Source organism: Microbacterium excoecariae (genome assembly GCF_011326725.1).
Taxonomy (GTDB): Bacteria; Actinomycetota; Actinomycetes; order Actinomycetales; family Microbacteriaceae; genus Microbacterium; species Microbacterium excoecariae.
On the sequence record NZ_JAANCO010000001.1, the window covers coordinates 1,715,150 to 1,734,278 of the forward strand.

Genomic DNA, 19,129 nt, shown 5'->3' on the forward strand with positions numbered 1-19,129 from the left:
CGGGATTAAAGGTGTGGTGGTGCGGGACTTAAGTATAGTCAGCTGCCGCGCGCGATGCGCGCGAGCACGCCGTGCACGAACGCGCCCGATTCCTCCGTCGAGAGGCTCTTCACGAGTTCGACGGCCTCGTCGATGGCGACCGCCGTGGGGACCTCGTCGTTGAAGAGGAGCTCCCACGTCGCCAGCCGGAGCGCGGCGCGGTCGACGGCCGGCATCCGCTCGAGCTTCCAGTCGCGGCTGTGCGTCGCGATCTGCTCGTCGATCTCGTCGCGGTGATCGATGACGCCGTCCACGATCTCGCGCGCATAGAGCCACGACGCCTGCCGGTCGGGCTCGCCCACGGCGCGCTGGGCCTCCGCGGCGAGGATCGTGTCGACGCTCTCGCCGCGGACGTCCGCGGAGAACAGCATGTTGAGCGCGCGCTGGCGCGCCTTGGAGCGGGCGCTCATCTCAGTCGTTGACGCGACCGAGGTAGTCGCCCGTGCGCGTGTCGACCTTGACCTTGGTGCCCTCGCCGACGAACAGCGGCACCTGGATCTCGGCGCCGGTCTCGACCGTGGCCGGCTTCGTGCCGGCGTTCGAGCGGTCGCCCTGCAGGCCCGGCTCGGTGTAGGTGATCTCGAGCACGACCGACGCGGGCATCTCGATGTACAGCGGGAGCCCGTCGTGCATGGCGATCGTCACGCTCATGTTCTCGAGCAGGAAACGCGAGGCGTCGCCGACGACCGCCGCGGAGACGTTGATCTGGTCGTAGTCCGACACGTCCATGAACACGAAGTTGTCGCCGTCGTTGTACAGGTACTGGTAGTCGCTGCGGTCGACGTTCTGGATGTCCACCTTGGCGCCCGCGTTGAACGTCTTGTCGACGACCTTGCCCGAGATGACGTTCTTCAGCTTGGTGCGGACGAACGCCCCGCCCTTGCCGGGCTTGACGTGCTGGAACTCCACGACGTTCCAAAGCTGTCCGTCGATCGAGAGGACGACGCCATTGCGGATGTCTGCGGTCGATGCCATGGGAGGGGTGTTCCGTTTCGTTGTGATGACGTGTGCGAGGCCGCGAGGGCCGCAATCCACGAGTCTATCGCGCGCCGACTCGGATCACGCCGCCGGGCGCCTGTTCCTCGGCGATCTCCTGGTATGCGGCGAACAGCAGCGACTGGTCGGGTGCCTGCAGCACGGTGGGCTTGCCGATCTCGTCGAGCACGATGAAGCGTAGCTGGCCCGCGCGCGCCTTCTTGTCGCGCTGCATCGTGGCCAGGAGCTGGCTCCACGCGCCGGCGCGGTAGCTCGTCGGCAACCCGAGCGAGGTGAGGATCGCGCGGTGGCGCTCGACGGCGTCGTCGCCGAGACGCCCCGCGAGGCGCGACAGCTCGGCCGCGAACATCATCCCGATGGACACCGCGGCGCCGTGGCGCCACTGGTACCGCTCCGCGTGCTCGATGGCGTGCCCGAGCGTGTGGCCGTAGTTGAGCGTCTCGCGCAGGCCGGCCTCGCGGAAGTCCTCCCCCACGACGTCGGCCTTCATCCGGATGGCGAGCTCGACCGTGCGGCGGAACTCGGGCGTCGACGGGTCCACCGCGCGCTCCGGGTCGGCCTCGATGATTTCGAGGATCTCGGGGAAGCGAATGAATCCTGCCTTCACGACCTCGGCGTACCCCGCGACGAGCTCGTTGCGCGGGAGCGGGTCGAGCAGATCGAGATCACAGAGGACGGCCCGGGGCGACCAGAAGGCGCCCACGAGGTTCTTGCCCTCGGCGGTGTTGATGCCGGTCTTGCCGCCGACGGCGGCGTCGACCATGCCGAGCACCGTGGAGGGCATCTGCACGACCTCGACCCCGCGGAGCCAGGTCGCGGCCGCGAAGCCGGCGAGGTCGGTCGCGGCTCCGCCGCCGAAGCCGACGATCGCGTCCGTGCGGGTGAAGTCGGCCTGGCCGAGGATCTGCCAGAGGAACGCGGCGACCTCCACGCGCTTCGCCGATTCCGCGTCGGGGATCTCGGCGAGGAGCACCTCGAGCGAGCCGTCGGCGAGGAGCTCCTCCCGCAGATCGTTCACGATCGCGCCCAGGGTGGGCTGGTGCACGATGAGGACCTTGCGCGCGGCCGGGGGCAGCGCCTCGCGTAGCTGGTGGCGGACGCCTCGGCCCACGACGACGTCGTAGCCCGGCGTGCCGGCGACGGAGATGACGGTGCGGTCGCTCACGGGAGGTGCTCGCTTTCGGGAGATTCTTCGGCAGGGTGAAGGCGGGGCGCGGCCCACTCGGCGGCGCGCTCGACGACGTCCCGGAGCGGACCCTGGGACGTGTCGTACGTGACGTGCGCGAGCGCGGCGTACACGGGGGCGCGCTCGGCCGCGATCCGGCGCCACTCGGCGAGCGGATCCCCCGCGTTCAGAAGCGGGCGCTTGGCTCCGCGGATCCGCGACGCGACGGTCCTCTCGTCGACGGTCAGGTGGATGACCAGGTGGTCGCCGAGCGCGGAGCGCGTCTCGGGCGCGAGCACGGCGCCGCCGCCGAGCGCGACGACCCCGCCGCCCGCGAGGGCGCGCCGCACAGCGTCGGCCTCGATCGCGCGGAACGTGGCCTCCCCGCGCGTCGCGAACAGGTCGGCGATGGGGCCGTACTCGCGCACCACCATGGCGTCGGTGTCGGTGAACGGCAGGCCGAGGCGCTTGGCGATGCGCCGGCCGATGCTGGACTTGCCCGCCCCCATCGGCCCGATCAGGACGACGGCGGGGCGTTCACTCATGCGGGATCGAGTGGGGCGCCGTTCGCAGCGTGTCGGGGATGGCCGCGAGGTAGCCCTCGAGGTTGCGGCGCGTCTCCGCGACCGAGTCGCCGCCGAACTTCTCCAGCACGACGTCCGCGAGCGTGAGCGCGACCATGGCCTCGGCCACGACGCCCGCGGCCGGGACGGCGCAGACGTCGGAGCGCTGGTGGTGCGCCTGGGCGGTCTCCCCCGACGACGTGTCGATCGTGTCGAGCGCGCGCGGCACGGTGGCGATGGGCTTCATCCCCGCGCGCACCCGCAACACCGTGCCCGTGGACATCCCGCCCTCGGTGCCGCCCGCGCGGTCGCTGCCGCGTGCCACGCCCTCGTCCGAGGGGTACAGCGCGTCGTGAGCGGCCGATCCGCGGCGCCGGGTCGTCTCGAAGCCGTCGCCGACCTCGACACCCTTGATGGCCTGGATGCTCATGAGCGCCTGCGCGAGCTTGGCGTCGAGGCGGCGGTCCCACTGCACGTGCGAGCCGAGCCCGGGCGGGAGCCCGTACGCGAGCACCTCGACGATGCCGCCGAGCGTGTCACCGGCCTTGCGCGCGTCGTCGATCTCCGCGACCATGCGCTCGCTCGTGGCGGCGTCGAGGCAGCGCAGCGGATCCGCGTCGAGCGCCGCGACGTCGTCCGGCGTCGGCACGGGCGCGTCCTCGGGGGCGCGCACGGGCCCGATCGACAGCGTGTGACTGACGAGGCGGATCCCCAGCTCGCCGAGGAACTTGCGGGCGACGGCACCGAGCGCGACGCGCGCCGCGGTCTCGCGGGCGCTCGCGCGCTCGAGGATCGGACGCGCCTCGTCAAAGGCGTACTTCTGCATCCCGACGAGGTCCGCGTGACCGGGCCGCGGACGCGTCAGCGGCGCGCCGCGCCCGCGGGAGCGGTCGCTGAGCTCCACGGGCTCGGGGCTCATCACCTCGGTCCACTTCGGCCATTCCGTGTTGCCGACGCGCAGGGCGATCGGGCTGCCCAGCGTGTAGCCGTGGACGACACCGCTCGAGATGGTGAGCTCGTCCTGTTCGAACTTCATGCGCGAACCGCGGCCGTAGCCGAGCTTGCGGCGCTGCAGGTCGTCCTGGATGTCCTGCGGGGAGACGGGAACGCCCGAGGGGAGGCCCTCGACAATGGCGACGAGTTCGGGGCCGTGCGATTCGCCGGCCGTGAGCACACGGAGCATGCCCCCAGCCTACGGCCACACCGGCCGCGACGCCGAACCGGCGCTACCCCGCCAGCGCGGCGCGCATCGCGGCGACGACGCCCGCCTCGTTCGGAAGCGGGGCGTCCGGGTCGCCAGTGACGAAGATGCGCACCTGGGCCACGGCCTGATGCAGGAGCATCCCGAGGCCGTGGTGGGCCGCCTCCCAGGCGGCGCCCGCGAGCGGCGTCGGCCAGGGGCTGTAGGCGACGTCGTACAGGGTGCCGCCGGAGGCGGCGAGGCGCGCGGTGACGTCGGGCGCGAGGGCCGTGCCGCCCGGAAGGGTCGAGATCGTCAGCGTCACGGGCGCGGTCGCGTCCGCGAGGGACGCCGCGCGCGCGTGCCGCTCTGTGGCCCTGTCCACGACCGCCCGGGCCCGCTCGGGTCGCCGCGCCGCGACCTCGATCCGCTCGGCGCCCAGCTCCTCCGCCGCCGCCAGCGCCGATGTCGCGGTGGCGCCGGCGCCGACGATGCGGACGGCCGACACATCGGCGCCCGTCTCGCGGATGGCGGCCGCGAGCCCAGCGACGTCGGTGTTGAATGCCCGGGGCGTCTCTCCGGTCAGGAGCAGGGTGTTTGCGACCCCCGTCGCCCGCGCGCGCGGATCCCGCCAGCTGGCGGCGGCGTAGGCGGCGTCCTTGAGCGGGTAGGTCAGCGCGAGACCGCGGCAGGCGGATCCGCGCAGCTCGTCGGCGAAGGTCGCCGGCGTGACCTCCCGGCGCGAGAAGGACCAATCCAGGCCGAGCGCGGCGTAGGCCGCGCCGTGCAGCTCGGGCGAGCGGCTGTGGGAGATGGGGCTCCCCCACACCTCGAGCGCGACGTCACTCACAGTAGGCCGCGTTCTCGTCGCTCGCCTGGCACCACTCCTGGAGCCGAGCCGTGGCGGCCTCGTGCTCCTCGAGCGTGGCGGAGAACACCGTCTCGCCGGTAGAGAGGTTCACGGGAACGAAGTAGAGCCAGTTTCCGTCGGCCGGATCGATGGCGGCGCGGATGGCCGCCTCGCCCGGGAGCCCGATCGGGCCGACGGGCAGCCCCTCGTGGACGTAGGTGTTGTAGGGGTTCGAGGCGTCGGCGCGCTGCTCGTCCGTGGTCCAGACGGTGTGCGTGCTGTCGGCCCCGTAGGCGACGGTGGCGTCCGACTGCAGGAGCATGCCCTCGTCGATGCGGTTGAAGAACACGCGCGCGATCTTCGGCATGTCGTCCTCTCCGCCGGCCTCGCGCTGCACGAGCGCGGCCATCGTCAGCACCTCGAGGCGGTCGTCCTCGGCGACGCCGAGCGCGTCGAGGCGGTCGAACATCTCGTCCACGAGGGTCTGGATGACCTCCTCCGCGGTCGCGTCGGGGTCGAAGGTATACGTCGCCGGGAACAGGAAGCCCTCGATGGACGGCGCCTCCTCGGGCACGCCGAACGCCGCGTAATCGGCCGCCGCGTTCTCGAGCTCCTCGAGCGGGATCTCCGTGACCTCCGAGATCGTCTCGAGCGCGTCGCGCGCGAAGGAGCCCTCCGTGACGAGGACCGCGTTATCGATGCGGTTCTCCGGATCCTCGAGTGCGGTCAGCGCCGCGGCGGAGGTCATCTGCTGCTGCAGCTGATACACGCCGGGCAGGAACTCCGGGTTGAGCTGTGCCCCCACGAGCATGTCGTAGAACGCGGACTCCGTCAGCGTGACGCCCGCCTCGTGGAGCTTTTGGGAGATCTCCCAGCCCGTGTCGCCCGCGACGATCTGGATCTCCGCGCTGCCGGTGGCGATCCCCGACTCGTACTCGGCCGGCTCCTGGTTGATGCCCAGCACCTGCTGCACGCGCTGACCGATCTCGCTGTCCGCGAAGGTGGACAGCGCCCACCACCCGCCGCCCACGACGGCGGCGAGGAGGCCGAGGACGACCGCGAGCGCCACGAAGCAGCCGCCGCGGCGACGCCGACGCCCCTTCGCCTCGCGCACGCGCGCCTCGTCGTGGTCGGGTCCGAAGAGCGACCCGATGCCGTCGTGCTCGTCGTGGGGCGCGTCGCCGTCGTGCGCCCCGCCGGGGTGCGTCTCGCCCGCCGGGGCCGACGCCGCGGCCGGCTCCCGGGCGCCCGCGGCGGGCGCGGGCGCATCCGAAGCCGGCCGCGCGGAGGGCGCGGGGCGAGCGGACGCGACGCGGCTGGGCTGCGGGCCCGAGGCGTCAGTCGGTTCCGCGGCGGGCAGGCGACGACGCGCCGCCTCGACGTTCAACGCGGCCGTGACGAACGGCCCGGGAGCTTCCGCGGGGCCCGTCGCCGGTGCCTCCGAATCTGTCGCGGATGCCTCGGGCACGGATCCCGCCCCGGGCGCCTCCGTGTCCGCGCGCGGGGCGTCACCGGACTCGCGAAGCCGGCGCGCGCGCAGTTCGCGCCGGGTCAGGGACGCGTCGGGACGGGGTTCGGATTCGCTCATTCGGGCCTGTTACTCCTCGCCGGGCGCGAGTATCTCGCCGGGCGCGGTGCCCAGGCGCTTTTCGGTGTCGATCGCGTGCTGCAGGAAGACCACCGCCGCAACCTGGTCGACAATGCTACGAGATTTCTTCTGAGAGCGACCGGACTGGCGCAGCGCGGTGTGCGCGCTGACGGTGCTGAGACGCTCGTCGACGAGGCGAATCGGCGTCTCGGGCAGGGCCGCGCCGAGCTCCGCCGCGAAGGCGCGCGCGTCCTGGGTCGATGGCGTGTCCTCACCGCGCATGTTGAGCGGGAGCCCCACCACGATCTCGATCGGGCCGTGCTCGCCCGCGAGCTCGGCGAGCCGCGCGACCGAACGGTCGTCCCGCGCCACCGTTTCGACGGGAACCGCGAGCATGCCGTCGGGGTCGCAGCGGGCGACACCGACGCGCGCGCGCCCCACGTCGACCGCGAGGCGCACGCCGCGCCGAAACGCGCTCACGAGCCTCAGAGGCCCGCGACCGCGCCGCGCACGGCGTCGAGGGCCGCCGGGATCGCCGCCGCGTCGGTGCCGCCGCCCTGCGCGAGGTCGGGCTTCCCGCCGCCGCCGCCGCCGAGCGCGGCCGACGCGAGGCGCACGAGGTCCCCGGCCTTCGCGCCGGTTGCGCGGGCGGCCTCGTTCGCGGCCACGACGACGACGGGGCGACCGCCGGCCTCCCCCGCGAGCGCGACGACGGCGCCGGCCGCGCCCAGGCGCTCGCGCACCTGCTGGACGAGCGAGCGGACGTCGTCCGCGGACCCCACGGACCCCACGGACTCGGCGACGAGGGTCAGGCGTCCGGCGGGCGCCGCGCGCCCCGCGATCTCGGGAACGCGCTCCTGGAGCTTCTGGGCCTCGAACTGCGCGATCCGCTTCTCCGCGGCGCGGAGGTTCTGCGAGAGCTCCGCGATGCGCTGGGCCAGCTGGTCGCGCGGCGTCTTCAGCGACGCGGACAGTTCGCTGACCAGGGCTCGCTCCGCCGTGAGCTCGCGGAACGCGTCCTGGCCCACAAGCGCCTCGACGCGGCGGTTCGACGCACCCACGGACGACTCGCCGGTCAGCGAGATGAGGCCGATCTCGGAGGAGGTCTTCACGTGCGTGCCGCCACACAGCTCGCGCGACCACGGTCCGCCGATGTCGACCATGCGCACCTGGCTCCCGTACTTCTCCCCGAACAGCGCCATCGCCCCCGCGGCCTTCGCGTCGTCGAGGGACATCACGCGGGTCGTGACCTCGAGCCCGTCGCGCACGGCCGTGTTGGCGATCTCCTCGATCTCGGTGCGGGTCTCGGCGGACAGCGCCTGGCCCCAGGTGAAGTCGAATCGCAGGTAGCCCGCGCGGTTGAGCGAGCCTGCCTGCGTCGCCCCTGAGCCGAGCGTGTCGCGCAGCGCGGCGTGCACGAGGTGCGTCGCGGAGTGCGCCTGCTGCGCGCGGCGGCGGTTGGCCTCGTCGACGACCGTCGTCGCGGCGTCGCCGACGCCCACCTCGCCCGTCGTGACCTCGACCGTGTGGCTCACGAGGCCGGGAACGGGGCGCTGCACGTCGAGCACGTCCAGCTCGAAGCCGCTGCCGACGATCGTGCCCTTGTCGGCGACCTGTCCGCCGGATTCGGCGTAGAGCGCGGTCTCGGCGAGGATGACCTCCGCGATCTGCCCGGTCGTCGCGCGCTGCGCCGGAGCGCCGTCGACCAGGAGGCCGAGGACGCGCGATTCGGTGACGAGGTCGTCGTAGCCCGTGAAGCCCGTCTCGCCGAGCGCGCGGAACTCGCTGTACACGCCGACGTCGGCGATCCGGCTCTTTCGACTGCGCGCATCCTCCCGGGCGCGCTGGCGCTGCGCGGTCATCAGGGTGTCGAAGGCGGCGCGATCCACCCCGAGGCCCGCCTCCTCGGCTATCTCGAGCGTGAGATCGATGGGGAAGCCGTACGTGTCGTGCAGCAGGAACGCGCGGTCGCCCTCGAGCGAGGAGCGCCCCTCGCGGCGCGCCTCGGCCACGGCCTCGTCGAGAATCGCGGATCCCGACGACAGCGTGCGCAGGAACGTCTCCTCCTCGGCGAAGGCGTAGGCGGAGATGCGCTCCCAGTCGGTCACGAGCACCGGGTAGGTGTCCTTCATGACGTCCCGCGACGCGACGAACAGCTCGGGGAACGTCGCGCCCTCCACGCCAAGCAGGCGCATGGAGCGGATCGCGCGCCGCATGAGGCGCCGCAGGATGTAGCCGCGTCCCTCGTTGGAGGGCGTCACGCCGTCGCTGAGGAGCATGAGCGCGGACCGCACGTGATCGGCCACGATCCGGAACCGGACGTCGTCCTCGTGGTCATCACCGTAGGCGCGGCCGCTCAGCCGGCTGGCGACATCGAGCACGGGGCGCACCTGATCGGTCTCGTACATGTTCTCGACGCCCTGCTTGATGAAGGCCACGCGCTCGAGGCCCATGCCGGTGTCGATGTTCTTGTTCGGCAGCTGCCCCACGATGTCGAAGTCGACCTTCGACCGCACGTTGTCGATCTGGTCCTGCATGAACACGAGGTTCCAGATCTCGAGGAACCGGGAGTCGTCGACCGCCGGGCCGCCATCGGGCCCGTAGGCGGGACCGCGGTCGTAGTAGATCTCCGAGCAGGGGCCGCCCGGCCCCGGCTGTCCCGTGTGCCAGTAGTTGTCCTCGCGCCCCATCCGCTGGATCCGCTCGGCGGGCAGGCCCGCGACGCGCTGCCAGATCTCGGCCGCCTCGTCGTCCGTCTCGTAGACCGTGACCCAGAGGTCATCGGGCGAGAACCCGAGGCCGCCCTCGCTCTCGGGCGTGGTGAGCAGCGCCCAGGCGTGGGTGATCGCGCCCTCCTTGAAGTAGTCCCCGAACGACCAGTTCCCCATCATCTGGAAGAACGTGCCGTGGCGCGCGGTCTTGCCGACCTCTTCGATGTCGTTCGTGCGAATGCACTTCTGGACGTCCGCGATCCGGGGGTGCGGGGCCGGCACGACACCCGTGAAGTGCGGGATGAACGGCACCATGCCGGCGATCGTGAACAGGATCGACGGGTCGTCGCTCACGAGCGATGCGGAAGGAACGATCGTGTGGTCGTTCTTCGCGAAGTAGTCGAGGTAGCGCTGCGCGATGTCCGCGGTCTTCATGGGGGGAGGCTGTTCCTTGGGTGATGCGTGCGCGCGCCCGCTGGCGCGCGAGAGGTCGAAATAGCGGGAGGGTCAGTGCGCGGACTCGCGCGCGACTTCCGCGTGGTACGCCTGCGCCAGCGTGTCGGTGAAGCCGCTGATGCGAGCGTCGATCGAGGCGAGCAGCTCGTTCCCGCGCGGGTCCTTGTTCATGAAGTGCGCGGCGACGAAGCCGCCCACGATGCCGAGCAGGAACCACAGCACGTTCTTCATGTCATCTCCATCAGGTCGCGAGCGGGCGGTCTTTTTATCCTAGGTGCTCCGTGCGGCGGGAACGCGAAGGGCGCCGCGGACACGAGGTCCGCGGCGCCCTCCCGGGTGCGCCGATTAGCGGGCGGCGTAGTACTCGACGACGAGCTGCACGTCACACTGGACGGGCACCTCGGCGCGCTTGGGGCGCGCGACGAGCTTGGCCTGGAGCTTGTCGAGCTGGACCTCGAGGTAGCCCGGAACGGCGGGCAGGACCTCGGCGTGACCGCCGGCGGCCGCCACCTGGAACGGCTCGATGCCCTCGCTCTTCGCCTTGACCTCGATCGTCTGGCCCGGCTTCACGCGGAAGGACGGGCGGTCAACGATCTTGCCGTCGACGAGGATGTGGCGGTGGACGACGAACTGGCGCGCCTGGGCCGTCGTGCGGGCGAAGCCCGAGCGCAGCACGAGCGCGTCGAGACGCATCTCGAGCAGCTCGACGAGGTTCTCACCCGTGAGGCCGTCGGTGCGGTTGGCCTCGTTGAACGCGATGCGCAGCTGCTTCTCGCGGATGCCGTACTGCTCGCGCAGACGCTGCTTCTCGCGGAGACGGACGGCGTAGTCGCTGTCGGCCTTGCGCTTCGTGCGACCGTGCTGGCCGGGGCCGTACGGACGCTTCTCGAGGTAACGCGCCGCCTTGGGCGTCAGCGCCACGCCGAGCGCGCGGGACAGGCGGACCTTGCGGCGGTCCTGTGCCTTGGTGACCATGGTGTTCCTTTCACGTGCCGCGGTATCGCGGCGTCACGGGCGTACATTCCGCCTTCTTCCGCGCGCGGGCGTACGCCGGACTGCCCGCTGGAAACGTGAAGGGGATGTGCTCGGACTTCGAGCCCCGCAATCCTACCAGAATCCGTCAGTCGCCGACGATTCGGCGGAGGCGCTCGATGGCCTCGGACACGGCGCGCTCGTTGCCGTGCGCCGTGGGCGTGTAGTACCGCGTCCCCCGCAGGGCGTCGGGGAGGTACTGCTGGGTCACGACGCCCCGCTCGTCGTCGTGCGGGTAGCGATAGCCCTTGCCGTGGCCGAGGCGCTTCGCGCCGGCGTAGTGCGCGTCTCGGAGGTGGATCGGAACGGGGCCCATGCGGCCAGCGCGCACGTCCGCGAGCGCGGCGTCGATCGCGCGAATCACCGCGGGCGACTTGGGCGCCGTCGCGAGGTAGATCGTCGCCTCGGCGAGGGGGATCCGCGCCTCGGGCATCCCGATGAGCTGGACGGTGTCCGCGGCCGCGACGGCGATCTGGAGCGCGCGCGGATCCGCCATGCCGATGTCCTCTGCGGCGTGTACGACGAGGCGACGCGCGATGAATCGCGGGTCCTCCCCCGCCTCGATCATCCGCGCGAGGTAGTGCACGGCGGCGTCCGGGTCGGATCCGCGGATCGACTTGATGAAGGCGCTGATGACGTCGTAGTGCTGGTCGCCCTGCCGGTCGTATCGCAGCAGGGCCCGGTCGACGGCCTGCTCGACGTGGGCGGGCGTGACGACGACATCGTCGCCGTCCTCCGTGGCGGCCAGGGCGGCCGCGGCCTCAAGCGCGGTGAGCGCGCGGCGCGCGTCGCCGGAGGAGAGCTGCACGATGGCCGCGCGGGCGTCGTCCTCGAGCCGCACGGCGCCCGCGAGGCCCCGCGCGTCCGACACCGCGCGATCGAGGAGCAGGCGAAGGTCGGCGTCCGTGAGCGGCTGCAGCGTCAGCATAAGCGAGCGCGACAGCAGCGGGGAGATGACGGAAAAGGAGGGGTTCTCCGTCGTGGCCGCGATGAGGATCACCCAGCCGTTCTCGACGCCGGGCAGCAGCGCGTCCTGCTGCGCCTTGGTGAAGCGATGGATCTCGTCGAGGAACAGGATGGTCGTCTGCCCGTAGAGGTCGCGCTGGTCGAGCGCCTGCTGCATGACCTCGCGCACGTCCTTCACGCCGGCGGTGATCGCGCTGAGCTCGACGAACCGCCGGCCCGACGATCGGGCGATCGCCTGCGCGAGCGTCGTCTTGCCCGTCCCCGGCGGGCCCCACAGGATGACGGACACGGTGCCCGCGCGGGTCGCGTCGGGATCCGCGAGCTGCACGATCGGCGAGCCCGGTCGGAGGAGGTGCTGCTGCCCGGCGACCTCCGAGAGCGCGTTCGGGCGCATGCGCACCGCGAGCGGGGTCTGCCCCTGGAAGAGCGCGCCGGAGGAGTTCATCCGCCCCAGCCTACGCGGCGCGCGCGAGGGCGCGCAGAGCGGATGCGCGCGGGGCCTTCCGCTCGCCGTCCGGCGTACTAGGCTGGGCGCGTCCCTTTCCCCCTTCCCGCGGACACCGCGCTAAGGAGCCTCCCGTGTCGACGCCCGACCACACCCCCGAGAACGACAGCACCCCCGCCGCGCCCACGCCGGGACCGGTCCCGAGCCCCGCGGCGATCGCGAAGCGGCCGAAGCCGGCCGTACGCCCCATCGCCGCCGAGGATGCGCCCGCCGTCGTGCCGGCCGTGGTCCCCGAGGCGCAGAACGCCAGCGAGTGGGGTCGCGTCGACGAGAACGGCGTCGTGGAAGTTCGCGAGGGCGAGGCCTGGCGCCCCGTCGGCGAGTACCCCGACGGCACCCACGACGAGGCGCTGCAGTACTACGTGCGCAAGTTCGAGGACCTCGCGTTCAAGGTCGCGGCCATCGAGCAGCGCCACCAGGCCGGCGGCGCGTCCGCGGCCGACCTGCGCCAGCAGGCCGCGCAGCTGCGCGCGGATGTCGTCGGCGCGGCGGCCGTGGGAGACCTCGCCGCCCTCGAGGCTCGCCTCACGACGATGATCGATCAGCTCGCCGAGGCGAGCGCCGAGGAGGCCGCGCGCCAGCGCGCTCTCGTCGACGCGGCGATCGCCGAGCGCACGGTCATCGTCGAGAAGGTCGAGGCGCTCGCGGCGCGCGACCCGCAGACCATCCAGTGGAAGCAGGCGACCGCGGAGCTCGGCGAGCTGTTCGCCGCGTGGCAGGCGCACCAGAAGACCGGCCCCCGCCTCCCCAAGTCGACGGCGCAGGCGCTCTGGAAGCGCTTCCGCGACGCGCGCTCGAGCGTCGAACGCGCGCGCCGCGCGTTCTTCGCGGACCTCGACGAGGTCCACAAGGCCGCGAAGACCCAGAAGACCCGCATCATCGAGCGCGCCGAGGCGCTGCAGTCGCAGGGCGAGGACGGGATCCCCGCCTACCGTGCCCTGCTCGACGAGTGGAAGAACGCGGGCCGCGCCGGCCGCAAGGCCGACGACGCGCTGTGGGCGCGCTTCAAGGCAGCGGGCGACGTGCTCTACCAGGCGCGCGCGTCGCGCAGCGCCGAGGAAGAGGCCGAGTCGGCGCCGCGGATCGCGGAGCGCGAGGCGCTGCTGGAGGAGGCGAAGGCCGTGGCCGACGTCGCCGATCTGAAGCTGGCCCGCGCGACCCTGACGTCGATCCAGCGCCGCTGGGACGAGGTCGGGCGCATCTTCCCGCGCGACACGGAGCGCGACCTGGACGGTCGCATGCGCCGCATCGAGCTCGCGCTGAAGGACCGCGAGGACGTCGACTGGAAGCGCAACAACCCCGAGACGAAGGCGCGCGCGAACGACATGGGCGCGCAGCTGCGCGAGTCGCTCGCCGAGTTCGAGGCCGAGCGCGACGCGGCACGCGCCGCCGGCGACGAGAAGGCCGCGGCGGAGGCGCAGGAGGCCATCGACGCGCGCACCGCCTGGCTGCGCGCCATCGGCGGCTGACCGGTTCTCCACAGGCATTCCCGCGAGGGGGCGCGCCACGACAGAATCGTGGCGTGCCCCCTCTCGCATTTCGCCCCGGCATGGCGCTCTCGGTCGCCGAGATCAGCGCCTGCCGACTGGACGGCGACCTCGTCCCGGTCGCGCGCGACGCGTATGCGCCCCGCGGAGCTCCGGTCTCGCCCGCGGTGCGCGCGAGTGCGCTCGAGGGCTGGTTGCCGTCGGGCTGCGCGGCCGTCGGGGTGACCGCGGCCTGGATCCACGGGCTCCTGCCCGGAGAACCCCCGCGCCATCACGCGCAGGCGCTCGAGGGGCGCACGCCGCGGCGCACGTGGCGCGGCGACCTGACCGTCCACGAGTGGCCGCTCCCCGAAGGGGACGTCGTGCGCCTCGGCGGGATCGCCGTGTCGTCTTATCCCCGCACCTGGTACGACCTCGCGCGCCGCGCCTACGGGGATCCGGCCGAGCGCGAGGCCCGCGCAGCGTTCGACGCGTGCATGAGCCGCGCCGAGGGCGCCCGAGAGACGCTCGCGTGGCTCGCCGACAAGCGCGGCCTTCGGTTCACCGCGCGGCTCCGCGGCGACATCGAGCGGGCGCTCAGGACGAGGTGACGCGGTAGACGTCGTACACGCCCTCGATCCGGCGCACGGCGTTCAGCACGCGGTCGAGGTGCACCGTGTCGCCCATCTCGAACACGTACCTGCTGAGGGCGAGGCGGTTCCTGGTGGTCTGCACGGACGCCGAGAGGATGTTCACGTGGTGCTCGCTGAGCACGCGAGTGATGTCGCTCAGGAGGCCGCCGCGGTCGAGCGCCTCGACCTGGATGTGGACGAGGAAGACGGCCTTCGTGGCCGGCGCCCATTCGACGTCGATCATGCGGTCCGGCTCGTCGCCCAGCGCCCGGACGTTCGTGCAGTCCGCGCGGTGGACCGACACGCCGCTCCCCCGCGTGACGAAGCCCACGATCTCGTCGCCGGGCACCGGGGTGCAGCACTTCGCGAGCTTCACGAGAATGTCGGACGCACCGCGCACGAGGACGCCGGAGTCCCCCGCGCGCGGGCGTTGGCTCGCGGTCGGCGGCAGGTCGAGCGCGCCCGACGCCGGCTCGGCGTCGCTGAGGGCCGCCTGCACCTTCTCGAGCACGGACTGCGTCGAGACGTGCCCCTCCCCGACCGCGGCGTAGAGCGCCGAGATGTCGTCGTAGTGCATGTCGGCCGCGACCTCGGGCAACGCCTCCTTGAGACGGGCGAACGAGAGGTTGTGGCGGCGCATCGCGCGCGCGATGCCCTCCTTGCCCTGCTCGATCGCCTCCTCGCGGCGCTCCTTGGTGAACCACGCGCGGATCTTGTTGCGGGCGCGGGTGCTCTTGACGAACCCGAGCCAGTCCTGGCTCGGGCCCGCGTCGGGGTTCTTCGACGTGAACACCTCGACGACATCGCCCGACTGCAGCTCGGTCTCGAGCGGGACGAGGCGGCCGTTGACCTTGGCGCCCATCGTGCGATAGCCGATCTCGGTGTGCACGGCGAACGCGAAGTCCACGGGCGATGCCCCCGTCGGGAGCCCGATGACGCGGCCCTTCGGGGTGAAGACGTACACCTCCTTGGCGCCGATCTCGAACCGGAGAGAATCGAGGAACTCGCCCGGATCCTTCGTCTCGGCCTGCCAGTCGCTGAGCCGCGCGATCCACGCCATGTCTTGACCGGAGGCGCGCTCGTCGGGCTTGCCACCCGCCGCCTGCATGCGCTCCTTGTACATCCAGTGCGCCGCGACGCCGTACTCGGCCTGCTGGTGCATCTCCTGGGTGCGGATCTGAATCTCGACCGTGCGCCCGCCGGGGCCGATGACGGTCGTGTGGAGGGAGCGGTAGAGGTTGAACTTCGGCGTCGCGATGTAGTCCTTGAATCGCCCGGGCAGCGGCGTCCAGCGGGCGTGGATCGCGCCGAGGACGGCGTAGCAGTCGCGCACCGTCTGCACGATCGTGCGGATCCCGATGAGGTCGTAGATGTCGTCGAACTCGCGGCCGCGCACGACCATCTTCTGGTACACCGAGTAGAGCTGCTTGGGGCGGCCGGACACGGTTCCCCGGATCCGCAGCTCCGCGAGGTCGCGACCGACCTCGTCGATGACCTTCTGCACGTATTGCTCGCGCTGCGGGGTGCGCTGCTTCACGAGGCTGTCGATCTCGTTGTAGATCTTCGGGTACAGCACGGCGAACGAGAGGTCCTCGAGCTCGCTCTTGATCGCGGCGATACCGAGGCGATGCGCGAGCGGCGCGTAGATTTCGAGGGTCTCGGTGGCCTTCTTCTTCGCCTTCTCGGGCGGGACGAACCCCCAGGTGCGGGCGTTGTGGAGGCGATCGGCCAGCTTGATGACGAGGACCCGGACGTCCTTCGACATCGCGACGATCATCTTGCGCACCGTCTCGGCCTGCGCGCTCTCGCCGTACTTCACCTTGTCGAGCTTCGTGACGCCGTCCACGAGCAGCGCGACCTCGTCGCCGAACTCTGCCGTGAGCTCATCGAGCGGGTAGCCCGTGTCCTCGACCGTGTCGTGGAGCAGCGCGGCCGCAATGGCGCGCGGGCCGAGGCCGAGCTCGGCGAGGATCTGCGCGACCGCGAGCGGGTGCGTGATGTAGGGCTCGCCGCTCTGCCGCTTCTGGCCGCGGTGCTTTTCCTCCGCGACGCGGTAGGCCTTGTGGACGATCTGCAGGTCGCCGCGCGGGTGGTTCTGCCGGACGGTGTCGACGAGGCGCTGGACGCCGGCTTGCGGCTTCGCGCGCGTAAAGATGCGCGGCACGAGCCAGCGGAGGCTCGGGCCGGAGGGCGGAGTCGAGAGCGTGTCAGCCACGTCGTACCGCCCGTCCGGGCCCGAAGTCCTCCGTCATGCGCCTATCCTAGGCGTCCACGTCGGCATCGGCCTGCTCGCGGATCCGGCGGTCGCGCTGGGCGATCTCCGGCTCGCGCTCGCGCAGCCACGAATACAGAGGCGCCGCGACGAATAGCGTCGAGTAGGTCGCGACGACGATTCCGACGAAAATCGACAGCGAGATGTCGCTGAGGGTCTCGGCCCCCATGCCGAACACGCCGATGAACAGGATCGCGGCGACCGGAAGCGCCGCGACGACGGAGGTGTTGATCGAGCGGATGAGCGTTTGATTGACCGCCAGGTTCACCGAGTCGCCGAAGGTGCGCCCGCCCATCTCGTCCTGCGTGTTCTCGCGGATCTTGTCGAACACGACGGTGGTGTCGTAGAGCGAGTACGCGAGGATCGTGAGGAACCCGATGACGGCGGAGGGCGAGATCTGGAAGCCCGCGAGCGAGTAGATCCCGATCGTGACCACGAGCACGTCGACCAGGCCGACGATGGCCGCCACCGACATCTTCCAGGTGCGGAAGTAGATCGCGAGGATGAGGAACGTCAGCGCCAGGAAGATCTCGAGGCCCCACAGCGACTGGTTCGTGACCTGCGCGCCCCACGTCGGCCCGATAAACGAGTCGGTGACCTGGTCGGCCGGCACGCCGTAGGCGTCCGCGAGCGCGGCGGCGAGCTCGCGCGTCTCGTCGTTCCCGAGCGACGACGTCTGCACGCGCACGTCCGCGTCTCCGACGACCGTCACGCTGGACTCGGCGTCCGGCGCGAACTCCTCGACTGTCTCCGTGGCGATCGACTGTTCGGTCGAATCCGGCGCGGAGATCGTGAACTGGGATCCGCCCGTGAACTCGATCGAGAACTCGACGCCGCGCGCAAAGGGCGCGATCGCGGAGATGACGACGAGGACGATCGCGATGAGGAACCACAGCCGGCGCCGCCCCACGAACGGGATCGAGGTCTTGCCGGTGTAGAGGTCGTTTCCGAGCTCATTCATGGAGCGCATTACTTCTCACCCTCCCCGCTCGGGGTCGTCGTATCTTGCGCCTGGAGCTGTTCCGCCAGTTTGCGCTCGGCGATCGTCTGGCGCTTCGCCGCCTCGCCGCGGGAGCGCTGCGAGCGCGCCGTGGCGGGGGCCGTGCGGAAGCGCGCGCGGCCGCGGTAGACGGCGCCGAGCGCCGCGGGGTCAAGGCCCGAGAGCGGGTGCCCGCCGCCGAAGAACCGGGTGCGCACGAGGAGCTGCATCACGGGGTGCGTGAACGCGACGAAAATGAAGATGTCGAGGAGCGTCGTCAGGCCCAGCGTGAACGCGAAGCCCTTCACGGTCGCGTCCGCGAGAATGTACAGCACCACGGCGGCGAGCACGTTGATCGACTTCGAGATGAAGATCGTGCGGCGGGCACGGAGCCAGCCGTCCTCGACGGCCGCGGTCGCGGTCTTGCCGTCGCGCAGCTCGTCGCGGATCCGCTCGAAATAGACGATGAAGGAGTCGGCCGTGAATCCGATCGTCACGATGAGTCCCGCGACGCCGGCCAGCGAGAGCCGGTAGTCGATGCGCCACGACAGGATGCACAGGAGCACGTAGGTGAGCACGGCCATCACGACGAGCGAGGAGATGATCACGAATCCGAGCGCACGGTAGCTGACCAGCACGACCCACAGCGCGACCAGCGCGAGGCCGATGAGGCCGGCGATGAGGCCGATCTGGAGCTGCTGCGAACCGAGCGTCGCGGAGATCGTGTCGCTCGAGACAACCTCGAAGCTCATGGGGAGCGCGCCGAACCGGAGCTGGTCGGCGAGGACCTTGGCGGATTCCTCGGTGATGCCGGTCCCCGAAATCTGCGGCTGGCCATTGGTGATGACGGCGTCCATGGAGGGCGCCGAAATGACCGCGCCGTCCAGCACGAAGGCGAACTGGTTCTGGGGGCTCTGGAGGTTGTACAGCCGCTGGCTGATATCGCCGAAGACGCTCGTGCCCTCGGAGTCGAAGTCGATCTGGACGGCCCAGACGCCGTTCTGCGTCAGCGCGGGCTGCGCGTCGTCGATCGCGCTCCCGTCGAGCTCGACGGGCCCGAGGATGTACTTCGCGGCGCCCGCCGTGTCGCAGGTGATGAGCGGCTCGTCCGCCGGCGCGTGGGCGGGATCGTTGTCCTCGCTCGTGCAGTCGTAGGCGAGCATCTCGGCCCACAGCGCGTCCGTCACCCAGGCGGTGTCGCTCGCGGTCGTCGGCTCGACAGTCGGCGTCGCGTTGAGCGACGGATCGGGCGTCGGGTACGGCGTCGACTCGCCGTCCTCTCCCACGAACGACGTGGCGGGGTCGGCCGCGTAGAGGACGGGGCGCAGCTGCATCTGCGCGCTCGCCTCGATCCGCTCGCGCGTCTCCTCCGAGGCGTTGCCGGGGATCTGGACGACGATGTTGTCCGCCCCCTGCGTGGTCACCTGGGCCTCGGCCACACCCGAGGCGTCGACGCGCTGCCGGATGATCTCGACCGCCTGCTGCATCTGCTCCGCCGAGGGCGTCTCGCCGTCGGTGTCGGCCTGCATGATGATCTGCGTGCCGCCCTGGAGGTCGAGCGCGAGCTCGGGGACCCAGGTCCCCTCTTTAAAGACGTGCACCCCCAGCGCGTTCGCGCCGAAGAGCACCGCGGTAACCGCGAGCAGGCCGAGGAGTGCGCGCCAAGCACGGCGCGTGGGAGTGGGTGTCGCCACGACGAATCGCCTTCGTAGTTCGGTTGTCGGGAGGA

17 protein-coding genes are annotated in these 19,129 nt (G+C 71.5%); 2 read left to right on the top strand and 15 right to left on the bottom strand.

What is annotated here, in order from left to right; translation table 11 throughout:
- Positions 1–38 precede the first annotated feature (38 nt).
- The 12 genes from nusB to G8E01_RS08025 all read right to left on the bottom strand — a co-directional run bounded on the left by nusB (position 39) and on the right by G8E01_RS08025 (position 11,991).
- Complete coding sequence (gene nusB / locus G8E01_RS07970; protein WP_166318216.1) at positions 39–449, bottom strand: transcription antitermination factor NusB; 411 nt, start codon at positions 447–449, stop codon at positions 39–41.
- A 1-nt stretch (position 450) separates the two neighbouring features.
- Positions 451–1,014: an elongation factor P gene (gene efp / locus G8E01_RS07975; protein WP_155048695.1), complete on the bottom strand. Its 564-nt coding sequence runs from the start codon at positions 1,012–1,014 to the stop codon at positions 451–453.
- Between the two features lie 64 nt (positions 1,015–1,078).
- The gene (aroB, locus tag G8E01_RS07980; RefSeq protein ID WP_166318219.1) at positions 1,079–2,200 is read right to left on the bottom strand and encodes a 3-dehydroquinate synthase; all 1,122 of its coding nucleotides are present in this window, start codon (positions 2,198–2,200) and stop codon (positions 1,079–1,081) included.
- Positions 2,197–2,745 (bottom strand): shikimate kinase, encoded by a 549-nt coding sequence (locus G8E01_RS07985; RefSeq protein WP_166318222.1) that lies wholly within the window; start codon positions 2,743–2,745, stop codon positions 2,197–2,199. Before G8E01_RS07985 ends, aroB begins: the two co-directional genes overlap by 4 nt.
- Positions 2,738–3,946 carry a chorismate synthase gene (gene aroC / locus G8E01_RS07990; RefSeq protein WP_155048697.1) on the bottom strand — a complete coding sequence of 403 codons (1,209 nt, stop codon included), beginning with the start codon at positions 3,944–3,946 and terminating at the stop codon, positions 2,738–2,740. The genes G8E01_RS07985 and aroC overlap by 8 nt, the downstream gene beginning before the upstream one ends.
- A 43-nt stretch (positions 3,947–3,989) precedes the next feature.
- Entirely contained in the window at positions 3,990–4,793 is an 804-nt protein-coding gene (locus G8E01_RS07995) for a shikimate dehydrogenase (protein WP_166318225.1), read from the bottom strand.
- The gene (gene mltG / locus G8E01_RS08000; protein WP_166318228.1) at positions 4,786–6,381 is read right to left on the bottom strand and encodes an endolytic transglycosylase MltG; all 1,596 of its coding nucleotides are present in this window, start codon (positions 6,379–6,381) and stop codon (positions 4,786–4,788) included. Before mltG ends, G8E01_RS07995 begins: the two co-directional genes overlap by 8 nt.
- Before the next feature lie 9 nt (positions 6,382–6,390).
- Positions 6,391–6,861 carry a Holliday junction resolvase RuvX gene (gene ruvX / locus G8E01_RS08005; RefSeq protein ID WP_166318231.1) on the bottom strand — a complete coding sequence of 157 codons (471 nt, stop codon included), beginning with the start codon at positions 6,859–6,861 and terminating at the stop codon, positions 6,391–6,393.
- Positions 6,862–6,866: 5 nt separating this feature from the next.
- Complete coding sequence (alaS, locus tag G8E01_RS08010; RefSeq protein WP_166318234.1) at positions 6,867–9,527, bottom strand: alanine--tRNA ligase; 2,661 nt, start codon at positions 9,525–9,527, stop codon at positions 6,867–6,869.
- A 72-nt stretch (positions 9,528–9,599) separates the two neighbouring features.
- On the bottom strand, positions 9,600–9,779 hold the full coding sequence (locus tag G8E01_RS08015; RefSeq protein ID WP_155048701.1) for a hypothetical protein: 180 nt from the start codon (positions 9,777–9,779) through the stop codon (positions 9,600–9,602).
- 114 nt (positions 9,780–9,893) lie between these two features.
- The gene (rpsD, locus tag G8E01_RS08020; RefSeq protein ID WP_155048702.1) at positions 9,894–10,523 is read right to left on the bottom strand and encodes a 30S ribosomal protein S4; all 630 of its coding nucleotides are present in this window, start codon (positions 10,521–10,523) and stop codon (positions 9,894–9,896) included.
- A gap of 145 nt (positions 10,524–10,668) precedes the next feature.
- Complete coding sequence (locus G8E01_RS08025; RefSeq protein WP_166318237.1) at positions 10,669–11,991, bottom strand: replication-associated recombination protein A; 1,323 nt, start codon at positions 11,989–11,991, stop codon at positions 10,669–10,671.
- Between the two features lie 134 nt (positions 11,992–12,125).
- Here G8E01_RS08025 and G8E01_RS08030 point away from each other — a divergent pair, with 134 nt between their 5' ends.
- Positions 12,126–13,520, top strand: coding sequence for a DUF349 domain-containing protein (locus G8E01_RS08030; protein WP_166318240.1), 1,395 nt, complete (start codon positions 12,126–12,128; stop codon positions 13,518–13,520).
- A gap of 53 nt (positions 13,521–13,573) precedes the next feature.
- Positions 13,574–14,128, top strand: a complete 555-nt coding sequence (locus G8E01_RS08035; RefSeq protein WP_166318243.1) for a hypothetical protein — start codon at positions 13,574–13,576, stop codon at positions 14,126–14,128.
- Here G8E01_RS08035 and G8E01_RS08040 read toward each other — a convergent pair.
- The 3 genes from G8E01_RS08040 to secD are packed head-to-tail and all read right to left on the bottom strand — an operon-like array spanning position 14,115 to position 19,094.
- The gene (locus G8E01_RS08040; protein WP_166318246.1) at positions 14,115–16,364 is read right to left on the bottom strand and encodes a RelA/SpoT family protein; all 2,250 of its coding nucleotides are present in this window, start codon (positions 16,362–16,364) and stop codon (positions 14,115–14,117) included. The genes G8E01_RS08035 and G8E01_RS08040 overlap by 14 nt on opposite strands.
- Positions 16,365–16,410: 46 nt before the next feature.
- Positions 16,411–17,391, bottom strand: coding sequence for a protein translocase subunit SecF (gene secF / locus G8E01_RS08045; protein ID WP_166318249.1), 981 nt, complete (start codon positions 17,389–17,391; stop codon positions 16,411–16,413).
- Positions 17,391–19,094 carry a protein translocase subunit SecD gene (secD, locus tag G8E01_RS08050; protein ID WP_166318252.1) on the bottom strand — a complete coding sequence of 568 codons (1,704 nt, stop codon included), beginning with the start codon at positions 19,092–19,094 and terminating at the stop codon, positions 17,391–17,393. The genes secF and secD overlap by 1 nt, the downstream gene beginning before the upstream one ends.
- Positions 19,095–19,129 lie beyond the last annotated feature (35 nt).

Excerpts from the sequence above, each read along its gene's own strand:
- nusB (WP_166318216.1), bottom strand. The coding sequence starts at position 449 with ATGAGCGCCCGCTCCAAGGCGCGCCAGCGCGCGCTCAACATGCTGTTC.
- efp (WP_155048695.1), bottom strand. The coding sequence starts at position 1,014 with ATGGCATCGACCGCAGACATCCGCAATGGCGTCGTCCTCTCGATCGAC.
- G8E01_RS07985 (WP_166318222.1), bottom strand. The coding sequence starts at position 2,745 with ATGAGTGAACGCCCCGCCGTCGTCCTGATCGGGCCGATGGGGGCGGGC.
- aroC (WP_155048697.1), bottom strand. The coding sequence starts at position 3,946 with ATGCTCCGTGTGCTCACGGCCGGCGAATCGCACGGCCCCGAACTCGTC.
- mltG (WP_166318228.1), bottom strand. The coding sequence starts at position 6,381 with ATGAGCGAATCCGAACCCCGTCCCGACGCGTCCCTGACCCGGCGCGAA.
- alaS (WP_166318234.1), bottom strand. The coding sequence starts at position 9,527 with ATGAAGACCGCGGACATCGCGCAGCGCTACCTCGACTACTTCGCGAAG.
- G8E01_RS08015 (WP_155048701.1), bottom strand. The coding sequence starts at position 9,779 with ATGAAGAACGTGCTGTGGTTCCTGCTCGGCATCGTGGGCGGCTTCGTC.
- rpsD (WP_155048702.1), bottom strand. The coding sequence starts at position 10,523 with ATGGTCACCAAGGCACAGGACCGCCGCAAGGTCCGCCTGTCCCGCGCG.
- G8E01_RS08025 (WP_166318237.1), bottom strand. The coding sequence starts at position 11,991 with ATGAACTCCTCCGGCGCGCTCTTCCAGGGGCAGACCCCGCTCGCGGTG.
- secF (WP_166318249.1), bottom strand. The coding sequence starts at position 17,391 with ATGCGCTCCATGAATGAGCTCGGAAACGACCTCTACACCGGCAAGACC.